Consider the following 16183-nt stretch of genomic DNA (forward strand, 5'->3'; position numbering starts at 1 on the left):
AAGTGCCATCTCCGGGGATGGATCAGGCGTAAAATCCGGAGTTCGCTGTATTTACGCTTTAGTGAAACTTTCTCTTTTGCGCTTTCATTGTTTTGCGCGTAAATTGGAGCGCAGAAACAATCTACGTCCAGAAACGGGATCGGGCATGTATAACCATGAGAGCCTCGCGGCGCTGCAGGCGCAGTCGCTGAAGATGCAGAGCCACATCCGGCGGCAGACCTTTTCTCCCGAGCATGAGAAGACCCTGCGGCGCTTCTCGTCCTGGGAGGTGTCGGAGCTGATCTTCCGGATCAATCAGTCCACCTTCCGCGGCCGCCTTGGCGCTGACCCCGACCTTCCCGGCGGGGAAGTTGAGGAGGATGGCCGTCAGCGCTGGTTCACGCTGCAGGAAATCAATGAGCTGCGGCGGAAGATGAAGATCAACCGCACGTCTTTGATGCCCAAGCGCCCGGCGAACAAGCGCGCGATCCGGGTTGCGATCTCGAACTTTAAGGGCGGGGCGGGCAAGTCAACTGTCGCCCTTCATATGGCCCATGCGGCGGCTCTGGATGGCTACCGGGTGCTGGTGGTCGACTTTGATCCGCAGGCAACGCTGACCCATGCCATGGGGCTTCATGATGTCTCAGAGGAGCTGACGGTCTGGGGCATCATCGCGCGCGATCTGGTGCATGAGACTGACCGGATGAACTCCGCCCCCCGCGCGGCAGAGAGCGGCACGGCGATCCCGCAGCGTCGGTTGCCGGCTTCTGTTCGGGATCTTGGGCTGGGGACGTTGCGGGTGACGGACTTTATCAAGCCAACGGCCTGGCCCACGATTGATATCGTGCCCTCCTGCGCCAATGCGGCCTTTGTGGAGTTCGCTTCGGCGCAGTATCGGCACCTGAATCCGGACTGGTCGTTCTTTGCTTCTGTCTCGCGCTATCTCGATCAGATCCCGGACGACAGCTACGACCTGATCCTTTTCGACTGCCCGCCGGCGATTGGCTATCAGTCGATGAATGCGGTCTTTGCGGCCGATGTCCTCTATATCCCTTCGGGACCGGGCTATTGGGAATATGACAGCACCACAAGCTTTATTGGTCAGCTGGCCGAAGCCCTGGGGGATCTGGCAGAGGGGTTTGACGGCGCCTTCCCCACGGGGAAGATGGCGCTGCCGAAAGCCTTCCTCGACCTGCGCTTTCTGATGACGCGGTATGAGCCGGGCAATGAGCTGCACCGCGCCATGTTTGAGGCGTTCCGCAAGGTCTTTGGCGACACGGTCGCGAAAGAACCCATTGAAATGACACGGGCTGTTGAGCAATCGGGGCGGTTTTTGTCCTCGGTCTATGAGATCGATTACCGCAGCATGACGCGGGAAACCTGGCGGCGGGCGCGCGCCTCTTTTGACCGCGCTTATATCGAGTTTCGGGACTGCTTCCAGAATGCCTGGGATAAGGTGGAGGAGACAAAATGAAAAAGCGCCGCACCTTTGGCATTGATCTGCCCGATGAGGAGGGCGTGAACACCTTCCCCGCGGGGAAGGAAACGCCTGCGCCCGCGCCTGGGGCTCCGAGCCGCCGCTCGCCGATGGCGGCGGCAATCACGGAAAATGCGGACAGCCTGCGCGATCGTCGCGCGATGGAAGAACAGATCCGCGCCGAAAATGACGCCCTGGCGGCGGAACATGTGCGGATGAAAAAGCTGGGCCTGATCGTGGATCTGGTGCCGCTCGATCAGATTGAGACCTGGAAGCTGGTGCGCGACCGGGTTCAGGGCGATGACTTTGAGCTGGCGGAGCTGGTCACCTCGATCCGGGATCTGGGCCTTTCGAACCCGATCCGGGTCGAGCTGCGCGAAGATGGGCGTTATGAACTGGTTCAGGGGTTCCGGCGGCTGAGTGCCTATCGCCAGCTTCTGGCGGAGACCGGCGATGCGGACCGCTGGGGGGTGATCCCGGCGGGCATTCTTCCCCGCGGGGAAGACCTGGAGGGGCTTTATCGGCGGATGGTCGATGAGAACCTGGTGCGCAAGGACATCTCTTTTGCTGAGATGGCGATGCTGGCGCTGAACTACGCGCGCGATCCGCATACCGGTGAGAACGACCCGGATAAGGCGGTGGCGCAGCTCTTTCAGTCGGCGGGCTATCAGAAGCGCAGCTATATCCGGCAGTTCATCCGCCTGATGGAGCGGCTGGGGGAGGATTTGCAGTTTTCGCAGCATATTCCGCGCGCGCTTGGGCTGCAGCTTGTCACGGCGCTGGAGGACAATCCGGAGCTGGCCGATGAGATCCGGGCGCGGCTGAAGGGCTGGGACAACCGTTCGGTGAAGGATGAGCTGGATATCCTGCGCCGCGTTCTGGGCCGAGGCACCCCGCGCGAGGGGGCGGTGGTCGAGGATGAGGGCGCGGCCCCGGCGAAGCCCGCGACGCCGAGCGGCAAGGCCAAGACCACCTTCCAGCTGCCCTCCAGACTAGGGCAGGCGAAATGCACCGCCGCGAACGGGCGGCTGGAGATCCGGCTGCCGCAGGACTTCACCACCATCGAGCGGCGGCGGCTGGAACTGGCGCTGGAGCGGATGCTGAACGACCTCAGCTGAGGGGCAGGGATCTTCCCCACGGGGAAGACGGAGGGGCATCCATCTGCCGGGTGCCCCTTTCGCATGGCAGGCCTTCCCCGCGGGGAAGGGGGGGCTGTGGGGAGCCGCCCTGGTGGGGCGGGGGCTTAAATGATTAAAATTGAGAATATCGCTGTTAGCGCTATCACTGCGGGCGATCTCGGGGACGGGCAGAGGTGGCGCGACGGTCTTTGGCGGGGCAGGGGAACCGTTCGGGCGGCAGCTGTGTTGCCGCTCAGGCCGGTTCTGACCCGGGCCTCAGGGGGGCGACCTCGGGCCGCCTGTCGGTTGATTGACGCTAACATGTCCGCACTTTATTCTGATGCATCGAAAATTTACCACGCGCCTGCCAGGACGGGTTGATCCCGTGCACCTGCGTAAAGGAGAGAACATGACACTTTCGGCGAAATTTTTTGCCGCCACGGCTTTTGCTGCCCTGATGGGCGCGAGCTCTGCACAGGCGCTTGTGGTCTATAGCACCACCGAAGAAGGGTCGGCGGCGCGGCTGCTGGCGGCCTTTACCGCAGAGACCGGCGTGAAGACGCAGATGGTCTTTCTGTCTTCCGGCCCGGCGCTGTCGCGCATTGAGGCGGAATCGGATCGCCCCCAGGCGGATGTCTGGTTTGGCGCGCCCTCCGAGAACCATATCCTCGCGAAAGAGCGCGGCCTGACCCAGGCCTATGTCTCGACCAACGCGGGCGATCTGGGGGAGACGTTTAAAGACGGCGAGGGCTTCTGGCACGCCATCTATACCAACCCGCTGGCCGTGGGTGTGCGCACCGACATTTTGGAAAAGCGCGGCGCGCCGATCCCGGCCTCCTGGGAAGATCTGAAAAATGAGGCTTATAAAGGTCTGATCCAGATGCCCTCGCCGCAGTCTTCGGGCACGGGGTATACCTTCCTTCTGACCCTGCGTGAAATCATGGGCGAAGATGCGGCCTTTGAGTTCATGGCGGCGATGCACCCCAATGTGCAGACCTATACCCAGTCGGGCACCGCGCCCTCGGGTGCGCTTGGGGTGGGGGAGACGCCGATCGCGCTGCAGTTCTCGCCGGGCTTTCTGAAGCTGGTGGATGAGGGCTTCCCGGTGAAGGTGGTCTTCCCGACCGAAGGCGTGGGCGCAGAGGTTTCGGCCATGTCGATCCTGAAGGGCGCGCCGAACCCGGAAGAGGCGCAGACCTTCGTCGACTGGATGACCTCGGCCTCGGGCCAGGAGCAGCTGTCGGTGGCGAAGACCTATTTCATGCCGATCCGCTCTGATGTCAGCGCGGGAGAAGGTGTGCCGGCTCTTGATACCATCAAGCTGATCTCTTACGACCCGGCCTTCGCCTCGGAAAACCGGGAGCGTCTGGTCGACCGCTGGGTCGACGAAGTTATCAGCCAGTAATCCTGACGAGGGTCCTTGTGTTTTCCAAATCCCGCTCGCAGTTGCGCATCATGGCGCGCGACCCGGTGCTGCTTGCCCTGGTCGTCGTGATCTTTGTTGCCATCGCGATTTTCGTAGTCTTCCCGCTGGCGAAGGTGCTTATAGCCAGTCTTCAGGTGCGGGGCGCCTGGACTCTCGACAACTATGGCCTGCTGGCTGAGCGCCGTCTGTATCGGACGGCGCTTGCCAACTCGTTGACGGTGGGGGTGCTTGCCTCGCTCTTCAGTGTCTTCATCGGCTATGTCGCGGCCTTTACGCTGACGCGCCTTGATGTGCCGGGCAAAAAGATCCTGCATCTGGTGACGATCCTGCCGATCGTGTCGCCGCCGTTTGTTTCGGCGGTCTCTATTCTTTTCCTGTTTGGTTTCAATGGCTTGATTACAAATCAGCTGCTGGGCCTGCAGGATTTCAACATTTATGGCTTCCATGGCGTGCTCTGGAGCCAGGTCTTTACCTTTGCGCCGATTGCCTATCTGGCGCTGCGCGGGGTTCTCGCCTCGATCAGCCCGACGCTTGAAGATGCGGCGCTGAATGTGGGCGCGTCCAAATGGCAGGTGTTCTGGAAGGTGACCTTTCCGCTGACCCTGCCGGGGATCGCTTCGGCTTTCCTGATCGTGCTGATTGAATCGCTGGCCGATTTCGGCAATCCGCTGGTGCTGGCAGGGGCGTCCTTCCCGATGCTGGCCCCCCAGGCCTATCTGGAGATCACCGGCTCGTTCAACCTTGCGCGCGGTGCGATGCTGGCCATGGTGCTGGTGGTGCCTTCGCTGACGGCCTTTGCCATTCAGCGCTATTGGATCGCCAAGCGGCAATATGTGACGATCACCGGCAAGCCCACGGCCTCGACCTCAAAGATCGTCTCGGCGCCGGTGAAATGGCTGCTCTATGGCATCGTTCTGGCTTTTGCGGCTGTGGTGGTGATGTTCTATGGCGTCATCATTATGGGCTCGCTGACCAAGGTCTGGGGCTCGGATTACACGCTCTCGTTTGATCACTTCCGCTATGTGCTGACGATCGACTGGGAGACGGTGACCGATACGCTGCTGGTGGCTGTGGTGACCACGCCGATCTCGGGCGTGCTGGCCATGCTGATCGCTTTCCTGATCGTGCGGCGGAACTTCCCCGGCAAGTGCGCTTTGGAATTTGGCTCGATCCTGTCTTATGCGGTGCCGGGCACCGTGATCGGGATCGGCTATATTCTGGCCTTCAACGGCGCGCCTTTCTATCTGACGGGCACCTTTGCGATCCTCGTTTTGTGCTTTGTCTTCCGCTATATGCCGGTGGGCATTCAGTCGGGCGTGGCGGTGCTGCGTCAGATTGACCCCTCCATCGAGGAGGCGGCGCAGAATCTTGGCGCGACCACGCTGCAGGCCTTCCGCAAGGTGACCCTGCCGCTGATCGCACCGGCCTTCTTCTCGGCGCTGGTTTACGGCTTTGTCCGCGCCATGACGGCGATTTCGGCGGCGCTTTTCCTGGTGTCGGCGAACTGGAACCTGATGACGGCGCAGATCCTGGCGCAGGTCGGCTCTGGCCGACTGGGGGTGGCTGCGGCCTATTCCATGCTGGTGATCCTGATCGTTCTGGTCGCCATTGTCGTCATCAACGCCATTGTCACGCGCATGACGCGGCATACGAATAATGTGAGGTTCTGATGGCACAGCCCGTCGTAATCCGTAATCTGAATAAACTTTTCGACAGCCCCGACGGCAAGGGCAACCGCGTTCATGCGGTGCAGGACATCAATCTGGTGGCCAAAGCCGGGCAGCTGGTGACGCTGCTCGGGCCTTCGGGCTGCGGCAAAACCACGCTTTTGCGGATGATCGCAGGCTTTGAAGAGCCGAGCTCGGGCGATATCCTGTTCGGCGAAAAGCGCATGAACGACATCGCACCGAACCGCCGCGATGCGGCCATGGTGTTTCAGTCCTATGCGATTTTCCCGCATCTGACGGTCTATGAGAATGTGGTCTTCGGCCTGCGTCTCAAGGGTCTTTCGGCGGCAGAGCTGAAGACCCGCGCCGAGAGGGTGATGGAGCTGACCGGCCTGACCAAAATGGCGCAGCGCTCTCCGAACCAGATGTCGGGTGGCCAGCAGCAGCGCGTGGCGCTGGCGCGGGCGATCGTCATGGAGCCTGCGGTGCTGCTCTTTGATGAGCCGCTCTCAAACCTTGATGCCAAGCTGCGCGAGACCATGCGGGTTGAGATCCGCGCGATCCAGCAGCGCCTGGGGATCACCGCGCTTTATGTGACCCACGACCAGGTTGAGGCCATGAGCATCTCGGATCTGGTTGTCGTGATGAACGGCGGTGTGGTGGAGCAGATCGGCGCGCCGATTGAGATCTACACCCGTCCGGCCAGCCGCTTTGTCGCTGATTTCATTGGCAAAGCGAATTTCGTCGCGGCCCGGGTGACCGGTGCAGGGGAGCTGGAGATTGCGGGCAACCGCTATGTCACCGGCCAGGACGATCTGCCCGCGGCGGGCAGCGAGGTTTCGGCCGTGCTGCGCCCGGAGGCGATCACCCTGAGCGCTGCGGGCGGCGAGTTCCGCGGCAGCGTGAAGCGCGTGACCTTCCTCGGCAATGTCGCGGAATATCTGATTGAGGTGGAGGGCCAGGGCGAATGGCTGGTCGATATCTCTAATCCAGGTATGGCGGGCGTCTTCCCCGAAGGCAGCCAGGTCGGGCTGAGCCTCGTGGCCCGCTCGATCCACGCGCCGGCGCGCTGAGCCGCCAACGACGGATGACAGACAGGGCGCCGCGGATTCCGCGGCGCCTTAATCATTTTTTAACCCTGAAGCAGCAGTCTGAGACCGGGCGTTGTGTCGGCTGACACTTTGTCCGGAGTTTGACGCAGGTCTGATGACGGGCCCTGCCGGAGTTTGTTGCGGGCCTGCCAGCGGGCTGGCAGGGGCTTGCGGACACAGATGCTGGAACACCGCTATCTCCTTGCCCCCGAGGTCAAGGATGTGGCCAGACTGACCTATTGGGCACTGCGCACCAACTCCCTTGTTTTTGTTGAGAAAACACCCTTCGGGACGCTGCCGGATTATTTTCTGAAGCCCTGGCTGCATTCTGTGCCGATCGCGCCCGGGCTGACGGATCTGCGTGAGACATTTGAGTTCTGCCAGTCTGATCCGGGTTTTTGTCAAAGGATCATGGCTCAGGCTCAGGCGGCCGCCCGTCGGATGCACGACAGCAGGACCTGGCAGGAGGCGGAGTTGAAGATCCTGGACCGTCCGGGGCTGCGGAAGTGCGGCTCAGCTCAGCCCAGAAGCTGACGCAGATCGCGGGTGGGCAGCTGGCCCCCTGAGAGATCGAGCGTATCTTCGACATGGCTCAGGTGATGCTGCATGGCGCGCAAAGCCCCCGCCGCGTCCCGGCGCGCGATGCAGGCGACCACTTCGGCGTGCTCATCCGGGCCGCAGTCGTGCTGGTGGCGAGGGCCATACATGGTCGAGATCAGCGAGGTCCGCGAGACCAGATCGCGCAGCACATCATGCAGATAGGCCGAACCTGCAAGCTCTGCGATCAGGATGTGAAACCCGCCCGAAAGGCGCACGATGCTGGCGAGATCGCCCTCGGCAGCCGCTTCACGTTCCTGGGCAATGTGATCGTGCAGATCTTCGAGATCGGTCTCGGTGGCGGTCTCGCAAAGCCGCTCCAGCAGACCGCCTTCGACGAGGCGGCGGGCGAAGAAAACGTCGCGGGCCTCTTCAATGGTGGGCTCGGCGACGAAGCCGCCGCGGTTCGGGATCAGGGTCACCAGGCGGTCACGTTCGAGCAGGGTCAGGGCCTGACGGACGCGGGCGCGGGAGGAGGAAAAAATCTCGGCCAGTTCTTCTTCTTTCAGCCGCGTGCCAGGCTTCAGACGGCGTTCGGCAATGGCAAGCCAGAGCTTATCGCGAATCTCACTGACGCTGGCGGTCGACGACGAAGAACTCATGCTGAAAATCGCTTTCTTTTCCTGTGCCACAGTGCTGGCACGTGGGTCGGTCAGCTGTCAACATCTGCGCAGAGAGATCAAGGAACAGGCAGTCGCGTTATTTTTAACAATATCGCCAACTGAATTGTTAGCAATCTCGTTGGCAAATTTTTAAGCAGTTCATAAGCTGGTGTCAGACCATGAGGATCGTGTGATGGATTTTGATTTCTCTGCCCTGGCACCGGAGGAGCGTTACCGGCTGCTGACCAATTTCATCGGGCCGCGCCCGATTGCGCTGGTGACGACCGAGGATAAGGACGGTCGCCGCAATGCCGCGCCGATGAGTTTTTTCAACGTGTTTGGCCATGACCCGGCGATCCTGGCGCTTGGCATCCAGCCGCGCCTTGACGGGCGCGAGAAAGACACCGTCGTCAATATCCGCGCGGGGGGTGAATTTACCGTTCATGTCGTTGATAAAGATCTGGTTCAGGCCATGCTGGTCACCGGTCTGGGCGTGGAGCCTGAGGTGGATGAATTTGACCTCGCGGGGCTTGAAAGCCTGCCGGGCACCCAGGTGCGCGCGCCGCGTATCAAGGGCGCGGCCGTCGCGATGGAATGCCGGGTGGAGCGCATCATCGACTGGCCGAAACGCGCGCTGATTTTGGGCGAAGTGGTGCATATGCATGTGCGCCCGGACTGCCTTGATGCTGAGGGGCGCTATGTGAACCCCGAGGTTTATCAACCCGTTGCCCGGCTTCATGCCGATAATTATGTGACCTCTGAGCGCCAGCATGTCTGGCCTGCCGCAAATCTGGCCGATGTGCTGGCGGCGAAGAAAGACGCCTGATGAAAATTCTGCTGGTAAACCCGAATTCCACCGCCTCGATGACGGAAACGGCCCGGCTTGCGGCCCTGCGCGTGGTGGCACCCGGGACTGAGATTCTGGCCCGCACCGTCAGCACTGCGCCGGTCAGCATCGAAGGCCATGCCGATGAGGCGCGCGCCGTGCCCGGCATGCTTGAGGTGATCTGCGCGGCTGAGGCCGAGGGGGCGCGGGCCACGGTTCTGGCCTGTTTTGATGATCCGGGCCTGGGTGCGGCGCGCGAAGTGGCGGCGGGTCCGGTGATCGGCATTGCTCAGGCGGCGATCCAGGTGGCGGTGACGCTTTCGGCGCGGTTCTCGATCATCACCACGCTGCCGCGCTCGGTGCCGATCATTGAGGATCTGGTGGATCACTACGGGGCCGGGCGGCAGTGCCGCAAAGTGCGCTCGGTCGATCTGCCGGTGCTGGATCTGGAGGAACATCCCGAGCGCGCCTATGCAAAACTGCGCGATGAGGTGCTGGTCGCGGCGCGCGAAGACGGGGCAGAGGCCATCGTTCTGGGCTGCGCGGGCATGGCTGAGATGTGCGGTCGCCTGGAAGAAGAGACCGGTCTGCCGGTGATCGACGGGGTGGTCGCGGCGGTGAAACTGGCCGAGGCGCTGGCCGGGGCGGGCTATCGCACCTCGAAAGTGTCCAGCTATGCCTGGCCGCGCGTGAAGGGCTGAGAGCCGCAGAACCGACAAAGCCGCCGGTTTCCCGGCGGCTTTTTTGTTTGGCTTTTGCCCCGGGGCAGGGGGATCAGGCGCTGAGGCTGTTCGGCCCGGTGAGTTCGCGGGCGCTGTCGCCTTCCGCTTCTTCGACGCGGTGGCAGGCGACGCGGTTGCCGTCTTTCAGCGTCAGAACGGCCGGACGTTCCGCGGAACAGCGCGCATCGGCCAGCGGGCAGCGCGGATGGAAGGCGCAGCCTTTCGGCGGATTGAGCGGTGAGGGGACCTCTCCGGTGGTGACCTCGCGGGCGCGTTTGGGATGCTCGATATTGGGGATCGTCTGCATCAGCAGCTGGGTATAGGGGTGACGCGGATTGGCAAAAAGCGTTTCCGTTTCAGCCTCTTCCACGATGCGCCCGAGATACATCACCGCGATACGGTCCGACATATGCCGCACGACCGACAGGTCATGGCTGATGAAGAGATAGGTCAGCCCCATCTCATCCTGCAGGCGGCGCATCAGGTTCAGGATCTGCGCCTGGACCGAGACATCGAGGGCCGAGGTCGGCTCATCGCAGACCAGAAAGCGCGGCTCGGTGGCCAGCGCCCGGGCGATGGAAATGCGCTGGCGCTGACCGCCTGAGAACTCATGCGGGAATTTGCCGCCGTCATTGGGCGAGAGGCCGACGGTGGTCAGCAGCTCGGCCACGCGGGCGAGGATCTCTTCCTCAGTCTCGCGCAGTTTCAGCTCGCGCAGGGGTTCTGCGATGATGTCGCGGACCTTCCAGCGCGGGTTCAGCGAGGCATAGGGGTCCTGGAAGATCATCTGCGCCGAGAGCGGCGCGCCGTTGATATCGGGGGTGAACTCCAGGCTGCCGTTTGAGGGCGGGTAAAGCCCGGTCACGAGGCGGGCGACGGTGGATTTCCCGCAGCCCGATTCCCCCACCAGCGACAGACAGCCGCCTTTGGGCACGTCGAAGGACACATCGTCCACGGCCATAACATATTGTTTTGGCTTGCGTTCCACGACGCGGTTCAGCCAGGGGGCCGAGACGTCGAATTTGCGCGAGAGGTTGCGGACGCGCAGCGCGAAGGGTCGGGTCATTGCACACCCCCTTGAACATGCCAGCAGGCGGCCTGGCCCTGGCCTGCGGGGAAAAGATCAGGACGATCCTGAAAACAGCGCGGCCCCGAGACCTGGCAGCGCGGGTTGAACGCACAGCCCTGCGGGATGGCATTCAGCCTCGGCATCGAGCCGTCGATCTGGCGCAGCATCTTCACCCGCGCGCCAAGCGCCGGGATCGAGCCCATGAGGCCACGGGTATAGGGATGCGAGGGGTTCGACAGCACCTCGCGCACCGGGCCGATTTCCGCCAGACGCCCGGCATACATCACCGCCACGCGGTCGGCGGCCTCGGCGATCACGCCCATGTCGTGGGTCACCAGCATGACGGCGGTGCCGAGGTCATCGCACAGCCGGCGCAGCAGCGCGATGATCTGCGCCTGGATCGAGACATCGAGCGCGGTGGTCGGCTCATCGGCGATGATGAGTTTCGGGTTGGCGGCCAGGGCCAGGGCGATCACCACCCGCTGGCGCATGCCGCCGGAGAACTGGTGCGGATAGTGGTTAACGCGCTCTTCCGGGGCGGGGATGCCCACCTGTTTCAGGAGTTCCACCGCGCGGGATTTCGCCTCGCGCTTTGACATATCGAGATGCAGGCGGATGGTTTCCGAGAGTTGCGCGCCCACGGTAAACAGCGGGTTCAGCGAGGTCAGCGGGTCCTGAAAGATCGCGCCGATCTCGCGGCCGCGGATCTTTTGCATCTCGGTTTCCGACAGATGATCGATGCGGCGGCCGTTCAGGATCACCTCGCCCCCGGCGATGCGGCCCGGCGGCTCCAGCAGGCTTTGCACCGCAAGGCCGGTCATGGATTTGCCCGCGCCGCTTTCCCCCACGACGCCGAGGATTTCGCCCGCGCGGATCTCGAGCGAGACATCGTTCAGCGCCGTCAGCACACCGCCGCGCACGGGAAATTCGACGCGCAGATTGCGCACCGAGAGGACAGGTTCAGTCATCACAGACCTCCAGAGGGTAGGACGGAGGGAAAATTTCCGCGACCTTTGGGTGACCCCAGGTCCGGTCAGGGTAGCGCTCAACCAGGCCGTCGAACTGCTTTTGCGCCTGAATGCGGGCGGCCTTCAGATCAAAGCCCGCCACTTCGCCGTCGCGCATTGAAAGGCGGCCGTCGACAAAAGTGGCCTTCACCACCCGGCCTGAGCCGCCTGCGATCAGCGTGGTGATCGGGTCGATCGTCGGGGCCATATAGATGTCACTGAGGTCAAGCACCGCGATATCGGCGCAGGCGCCAGGCTCCAGCCGCCCCAGATCGGGGCGCTGCAGCGCGCGCGCACCGCCAAGGGTGGCGGCATCCCACAACTCAGGCGAGAAGACGGCATCGGCGCGGCCTTCAGTCATCCGCGCCATCATCATCGCGGCCTGCAGGTTCATCACCATATCGGCGGGCGCGGTATCGGTGCCCATGGCGATATTGACGCCCATTTTACGCAGTTTGCCGAAAGAGTTCAGCCTGCCGCCAAAGCGCGAGGAGACCAGGGGGCAATGGATCACCGAGACGCCGTGCTGCGCGTAAAGCGCCAGATCTTCTTCGGTGGCCCAGGTGGCATGCGGCGCCAGCAGGCGCGGCGACAGAAGCCCGAGAGAGGCCAGCCACTCGGGCGCGGTTTTGCCGTGTTGCAGCGCCATGGCCTCGCGCTCCATCAGCCCCTGGGCCATATGCAGGCGAACCGGGACATTCAGGGCCTCAGCCGCTTTGAACGTGCGCTTCAGCAGGTCTTCTGAGCAGGTCTCCACCCGGTCGGGGGCGAAAAGGCCGCGGATCAGGCCTTCGCCCGCGCCGTCCCATTTTCTCACAAAGGCCTCAGCCTCGGCCAGACCTTCAAGGCCACGGGCCTCATTGAGGATGGGCTTCAGCACGCCCGGTTCCGTGCAGACCATGCCGCCCGCGCGGTAGGCGGGGCCGAGATAGACCCGCAGGCCGAGATCCATCGCGGCCTCAGCGGCGGCGTCAAATTCCGCGGTGGTCTCACCCCATTCGCGATAGAACAGCGAGGCAATGGGGGCTGCGGTGGTGATGCCTGAGAGCAGGAGTTGCGCGAAGGCGAATTTCTTCTGAAAGGCCAGCTCTTCGGGGGAATACATCTCATAGGGGCCGCGGGTGATATAGCTTTGCGGCCAGACCCGGCCCGCTTTCCAGCCCACCGGATGGTCGATGGCCAGCACCGTGGTGTCGAGGTCAGAGAGCGCATCAAGGTCGATAAAGCCCGGCGAAATCAGCACATTGCCCAGATCGATGCGCCGCGCGACTTCACCTTCAAAGCGGCGGCCGATGTGCAGGACTTTGCCGCCTTCGATCACCACTTCGGCGTTTTTGAGAAGGCGGGGGCCGCCCTCTCCATGACCCAGAACATAAGCTGCGCCCAGAGCGGTGCGGCCCGTAGGGCGCGCACCAAGGGTGAGATCCGAGAGCGTCACGGCGCCTCCACCACGGCTTTGCCCGCGCGGGCCACCACTTTGCCGCCCTTGATGACCAGCGGGCGCGGATCGCGCAGCACCACGGCATGGGCCAGGGTCTCGCCGGTCAGCAGGGTCAGATCGGCCAGCGCACCCACCTTCACCTCATGGCCATAACGACCGCAGGAGGCCGCACCGCCGGTCGAGGCGATATCCATCAGCAGTTCCAGCTCATCATCGCGGCGGAAGCGGTTCTTCATGCCGACGATGCGGGCGCGCTCCAGCATATCCGGATCGCCCCAGGGGCCCCAGGTGTCGCGGATGCCGTCGCAGCCGATGCCCACGCGCACACCCGCCGCGCGAAGCTGTGCCAGCGAAGGGGTGGTGGCCGAAGGATGACCGGTCGAGAAGATCGCCACATCGAGCTTCGCCAGACGATCCACCAGCCCCGCAGCGCGCGACTCGGAAACTGAGCCGAGGCAGAAGGCGTGGCTGACGCCGACTTTGCCCTGCATGGACAGGGCTTCGGTGCGATTGAGGATCTCTTCCATGGTGAAAGCGCCGAGTTCCCCCGGCTCATGCAGGTGAATGTCGATCTGCGCGCCGTATTTATCGGCAAGCGCGAAGATGAAATCGAGCTGGCCCTTCGGGTCGCGGTCCATCGACGAGGGGTCAAGCCCGCCCACCACATCGGCGCCCGCTTTCATCGCCGCTTCCATCAGCCTGTCGGTGCCAGGGCGCACCATCAGACCCGATTGCGGGAAGGCGACGATCTCAATATCGATCAGGCCCTTCAGCTTGTTGCGGGTCTCAATCTTGCCCTCCAGCAGCGAGAGGCCGTGGTCGGTGTCGATATCGACATGGCTGCGGATATGGCAGGTGCCGGTCTCAATCAGGCCCACCGCATGGCGCATCGACTGGCGGTGCACATCAAGGCCGATGGGATTGCGCTCATTGCGCTCATTGTCGATCAGATCCTGCAGCACGCCGCCCTTGCGGCCCTGATACCAGGGCATGCCCCAGGTGGTCTTGTCGAGATGGGTATGGGCCTCAATCATCGCGGGGATGACGATCTGGCCTGCGCCCTCCTCTACCGCCACGCCCTCGGCGGCGAGACCTGCGCCCATGGCGGCGATTTTGCCGTCGCGGATCAGGATATCGGTGGTGGCGCCGGCCAGCGGGCGGACATTTTTCAGAAGAAGATCAGACATGTAAGCCTCCGGAACGATCAGCGCAGTTTGGGGTTGAGGGCGTCGCGCAGCCAGTCACCCAGCAGGTTCACCGAGACGACGAGCAGGCAGAGTTGCAGCACGGGGAAGATGACCATCCACCACATCCCTGAGAAAAGATACTGATTGCCAAAGCGGATCAGCGTGCCAAGCGAAGGCTGGCTCGGCGGCATGCCGATGCCAAGGAACGAGAGCGTGGCCTCGGACAGGATCGCCATGCCGAAGTTCAGCGTGGCGGCGACCAGGATCGGCGTCATGGTATTGGGCAGGATGTGGTTGAACATGATCCGCCGCGCCGGAACCTTCAGCAGGCGGGCGGCCTGGACATATTCCTTGCCGCGCTCAACGGCGGTCTGGGCGCGCACGGTGCGGGCATATTGCACCCAGGCCGACAGCGAGAGCGCGAGGATCAGCACGAAGCCTGCGCCCACATCCTTCAGATGATCGGGCAGCGCCGCGCGGGCCACGGCCGAGACCAGCATGGCGATCAGGATCGTCGGCACCGAGAGCAGCACATCGCCAAAGCGCATCAGCGCATTATCGACCCAGCCGCCGAAGAAGCCCGCAATCAGGCCCAGCCCGATGCCGACGAAAAGCGACAGCACCACCGTGCCCACGCCGATCAGGATCGACATCCGCGAGCCGTAGAGGATCGCCGACAGGATATCGCGCCCCTGGTTGTCGGTGCCAAGGATAAAGGGCCATTGGCCGTCCTCCATCCAGATCGGCGGCAGCTCTGAGTTCCACAACTCCAGTTGCGCCGGATCAAAGGGGTTTTGCGGCGTGATCCATGGCGCAAAGACGGCCGTCAGCACCAGGATCAGCAGCAGCAGGGCTGCGCCCTGGGCGGTGCGGTGGCGGGTGAAGCTGTACCAGAGGTCCGAGGATTTCACGCGGGCGAGGAAAGTGGTTTCCGTAGACATCGGGACCTCAATGCGTGGCATTGCGCAGGCGCGGGTCAATCAGCGCATAAGCGATATCAACCAGCGTGTTCAGCGTCACAAAGATGAAAGAAACAATGACCAGATAAGCGGCCATGACGGGAATATCGACGAAGGTCACTGCCTGGATGAAAAGAAGCCCCATGCCCGGCCATTGAAAGACCGTCTCGGTCACCAGCGCAAAGGCGATCAGCGAGCCGATGTTCATTGCCGTCATGGTCACCACCGGCATCAGGCAGTTCCTGAGTGCATGGCGGTAATAAAGACGGTGCGCAGGCACGCCGCGGGCGCGGGCGAATTTCACGAAATCCGAGCGCAGCACTTCCAGCATCTCGGCGCGCACAAGGCGCATCACCAGGGTGATCTGATAAAACGACAGCGCCACCGAGGGCAGGATCAGCGCCAGAAGGCCCGATTTCGTCAAAAGACCCGTGCTCCAGAAACCGAAGTCCACCACCTGGCCGCGCCCAAAGGCCGGAAGCCAGCCCAGGTTCACCGAAAAGGCAAGGATCAGCAGAATGCCGATCACGAAAGACGGCAGCGAGACCCCGATGATCGAGGCAAACTGGATGCTTTCGGTGAACCATTTGCCGCGGTGAATGGCGGTGATGACCCCCAGCGGCAGACCCACCACCAGCGAGATGATCGTGGCCAGCAAAACCAGCTCCATGGTGGCGGGGAAACGCTCACCGATCAGCGACATAACGTCGGTCTGGTTGCGGTAGGAAATGCCGAAATCGCCCTGCACGGCCTTGCCGACAAAGCTGGCGAATTGAACCAGAACCGGATCATTCAGGCCCATGCGCTCGCGCAACTCAGCCCGCTGCGCCTCGGTGGTCTGTTCATTGACCATCAGTTCCACCGGGTCACCGACAAAACGGAAGATCGTGAAAGCCATCAGCGAGACGGCCAGCATGACCAGCGCCGCATTGGACAGGCGTTTGATCAAAAAGACGAGCATGGGGTCCTCCGGGGAAACAGAAAAGTGGCGTCAGAGACCCGGGAGCGGGGCCTC

Annotated in this window: 15 protein-coding genes; 8 read left to right on the top strand and 7 right to left on the bottom strand. The window is 62.8% G+C overall.

What is annotated here, in order from left to right; translation table 11 throughout:
* The first annotated feature begins 145 nt into the window (after positions 1–145).
* The 6 genes from EG244_RS02065 to EG244_RS02090 all read left to right on the top strand — a co-directional run bounded on the left by EG244_RS02065 (position 146) and on the right by EG244_RS02090 (position 7292).
* On the top strand, positions 146–1453 hold the full coding sequence (locus EG244_RS02065) for an AAA family ATPase (RefSeq protein ID WP_124963342.1): 1308 nt from the start codon (positions 146–148) through the stop codon (positions 1451–1453).
* Positions 1450–2574: a ParB/RepB/Spo0J family partition protein gene (locus tag EG244_RS02070; RefSeq protein ID WP_124963343.1), complete on the top strand. Its 1125-nt coding sequence runs from the start codon at positions 1450–1452 to the stop codon at positions 2572–2574. The genes EG244_RS02065 and EG244_RS02070 overlap by 4 nt, the downstream gene beginning before the upstream one ends.
* 409 nt (positions 2575–2983) lie before the next feature.
* Positions 2984–3979 carry an ABC transporter substrate-binding protein gene (locus tag EG244_RS02075; protein WP_124963344.1) on the top strand — a complete coding sequence of 332 codons (996 nt, stop codon included), beginning with the start codon at positions 2984–2986 and terminating at the stop codon, positions 3977–3979.
* A gap of 17 nt (positions 3980–3996) precedes the next feature.
* Positions 3997–5670, top strand: coding sequence for an ABC transporter permease (locus tag EG244_RS02080; protein ID WP_199737731.1), 1674 nt, complete (start codon positions 3997–3999; stop codon positions 5668–5670).
* On the top strand, positions 5670–6740 hold the full coding sequence (locus EG244_RS02085) for an ABC transporter ATP-binding protein (RefSeq protein ID WP_124963345.1): 1071 nt from the start codon (positions 5670–5672) through the stop codon (positions 6738–6740). The genes EG244_RS02080 and EG244_RS02085 overlap by 1 nt, the downstream gene beginning before the upstream one ends.
* Positions 6741–6938: 198 nt before the next feature.
* On the top strand, positions 6939–7292 hold the full coding sequence (locus EG244_RS02090; protein ID WP_124963346.1) for a hypothetical protein: 354 nt from the start codon (positions 6939–6941) through the stop codon (positions 7290–7292).
* Here the strand turns inward: EG244_RS02090 and EG244_RS02095 are convergent.
* Positions 7277–7957 (bottom strand): GntR family transcriptional regulator, encoded by a 681-nt coding sequence (locus EG244_RS02095; RefSeq protein ID WP_124963347.1) that lies wholly within the window; start codon positions 7955–7957, stop codon positions 7277–7279. The genes EG244_RS02090 and EG244_RS02095 overlap by 16 nt on opposite strands.
* A 193-nt stretch (positions 7958–8150) precedes the next feature.
* Here EG244_RS02095 and EG244_RS02100 point away from each other — a divergent pair, with 193 nt between their 5' ends.
* Positions 8151–8783 carry a flavin reductase family protein gene (locus EG244_RS02100; protein WP_124963348.1) on the top strand — a complete coding sequence of 211 codons (633 nt, stop codon included), beginning with the start codon at positions 8151–8153 and terminating at the stop codon, positions 8781–8783.
* Positions 8783–9484 (top strand): aspartate/glutamate racemase family protein, encoded by a 702-nt coding sequence (locus EG244_RS02105; RefSeq protein WP_124963349.1) that lies wholly within the window; start codon positions 8783–8785, stop codon positions 9482–9484. The genes EG244_RS02100 and EG244_RS02105 overlap by 1 nt, the downstream gene beginning before the upstream one ends.
* 73 nt (positions 9485–9557) lie before the next feature.
* On the opposite strand, the gene EG244_RS02110 is transcribed toward EG244_RS02105, so the two are convergent.
* From EG244_RS02110 to EG244_RS02135, 6 genes are read right to left on the bottom strand one after another with little or no spacing between them, the layout of a single operon-like run.
* Entirely contained in the window at positions 9558–10571 is a 1014-nt protein-coding gene (locus EG244_RS02110) for an ABC transporter ATP-binding protein (protein WP_124963350.1), read from the bottom strand.
* Positions 10568–11542 carry an ABC transporter ATP-binding protein gene (locus tag EG244_RS02115; RefSeq protein ID WP_124963351.1) on the bottom strand — a complete coding sequence of 325 codons (975 nt, stop codon included), beginning with the start codon at positions 11540–11542 and terminating at the stop codon, positions 10568–10570. Before EG244_RS02115 ends, EG244_RS02110 begins: the two co-directional genes overlap by 4 nt.
* A complete protein-coding gene (locus EG244_RS02120) occupies positions 11535–13019 on the bottom strand; it encodes an amidohydrolase family protein (protein WP_124963352.1) in 1485 nt (494 codons plus the stop codon). The genes EG244_RS02115 and EG244_RS02120 overlap by 8 nt, the downstream gene beginning before the upstream one ends.
* Entirely contained in the window at positions 13016–14209 is a 1194-nt protein-coding gene (locus tag EG244_RS02125; protein WP_124963353.1) for an amidohydrolase family protein, read from the bottom strand. Before EG244_RS02125 ends, EG244_RS02120 begins: the two co-directional genes overlap by 4 nt.
* A 17-nt stretch (positions 14210–14226) precedes the next feature.
* The gene (locus EG244_RS02130) at positions 14227–15150 is read right to left on the bottom strand and encodes an ABC transporter permease (RefSeq protein ID WP_199737733.1); all 924 of its coding nucleotides are present in this window, start codon (positions 15148–15150) and stop codon (positions 14227–14229) included.
* A 7-nt stretch (positions 15151–15157) separates the two neighbouring features.
* Positions 15158–16129 carry an ABC transporter permease gene (locus EG244_RS02135; RefSeq protein ID WP_124963355.1) on the bottom strand — a complete coding sequence of 324 codons (972 nt, stop codon included), beginning with the start codon at positions 16127–16129 and terminating at the stop codon, positions 15158–15160.
* Between the last annotated feature and the right edge of the window lie 54 nt (positions 16130–16183).

This window comes from Falsigemmobacter faecalis (genome assembly GCF_003863335.1).
GTDB classification, from domain to species: domain Bacteria; phylum Pseudomonadota; class Alphaproteobacteria; order Rhodobacterales; family Rhodobacteraceae; genus Wagnerdoeblera; species Wagnerdoeblera faecalis.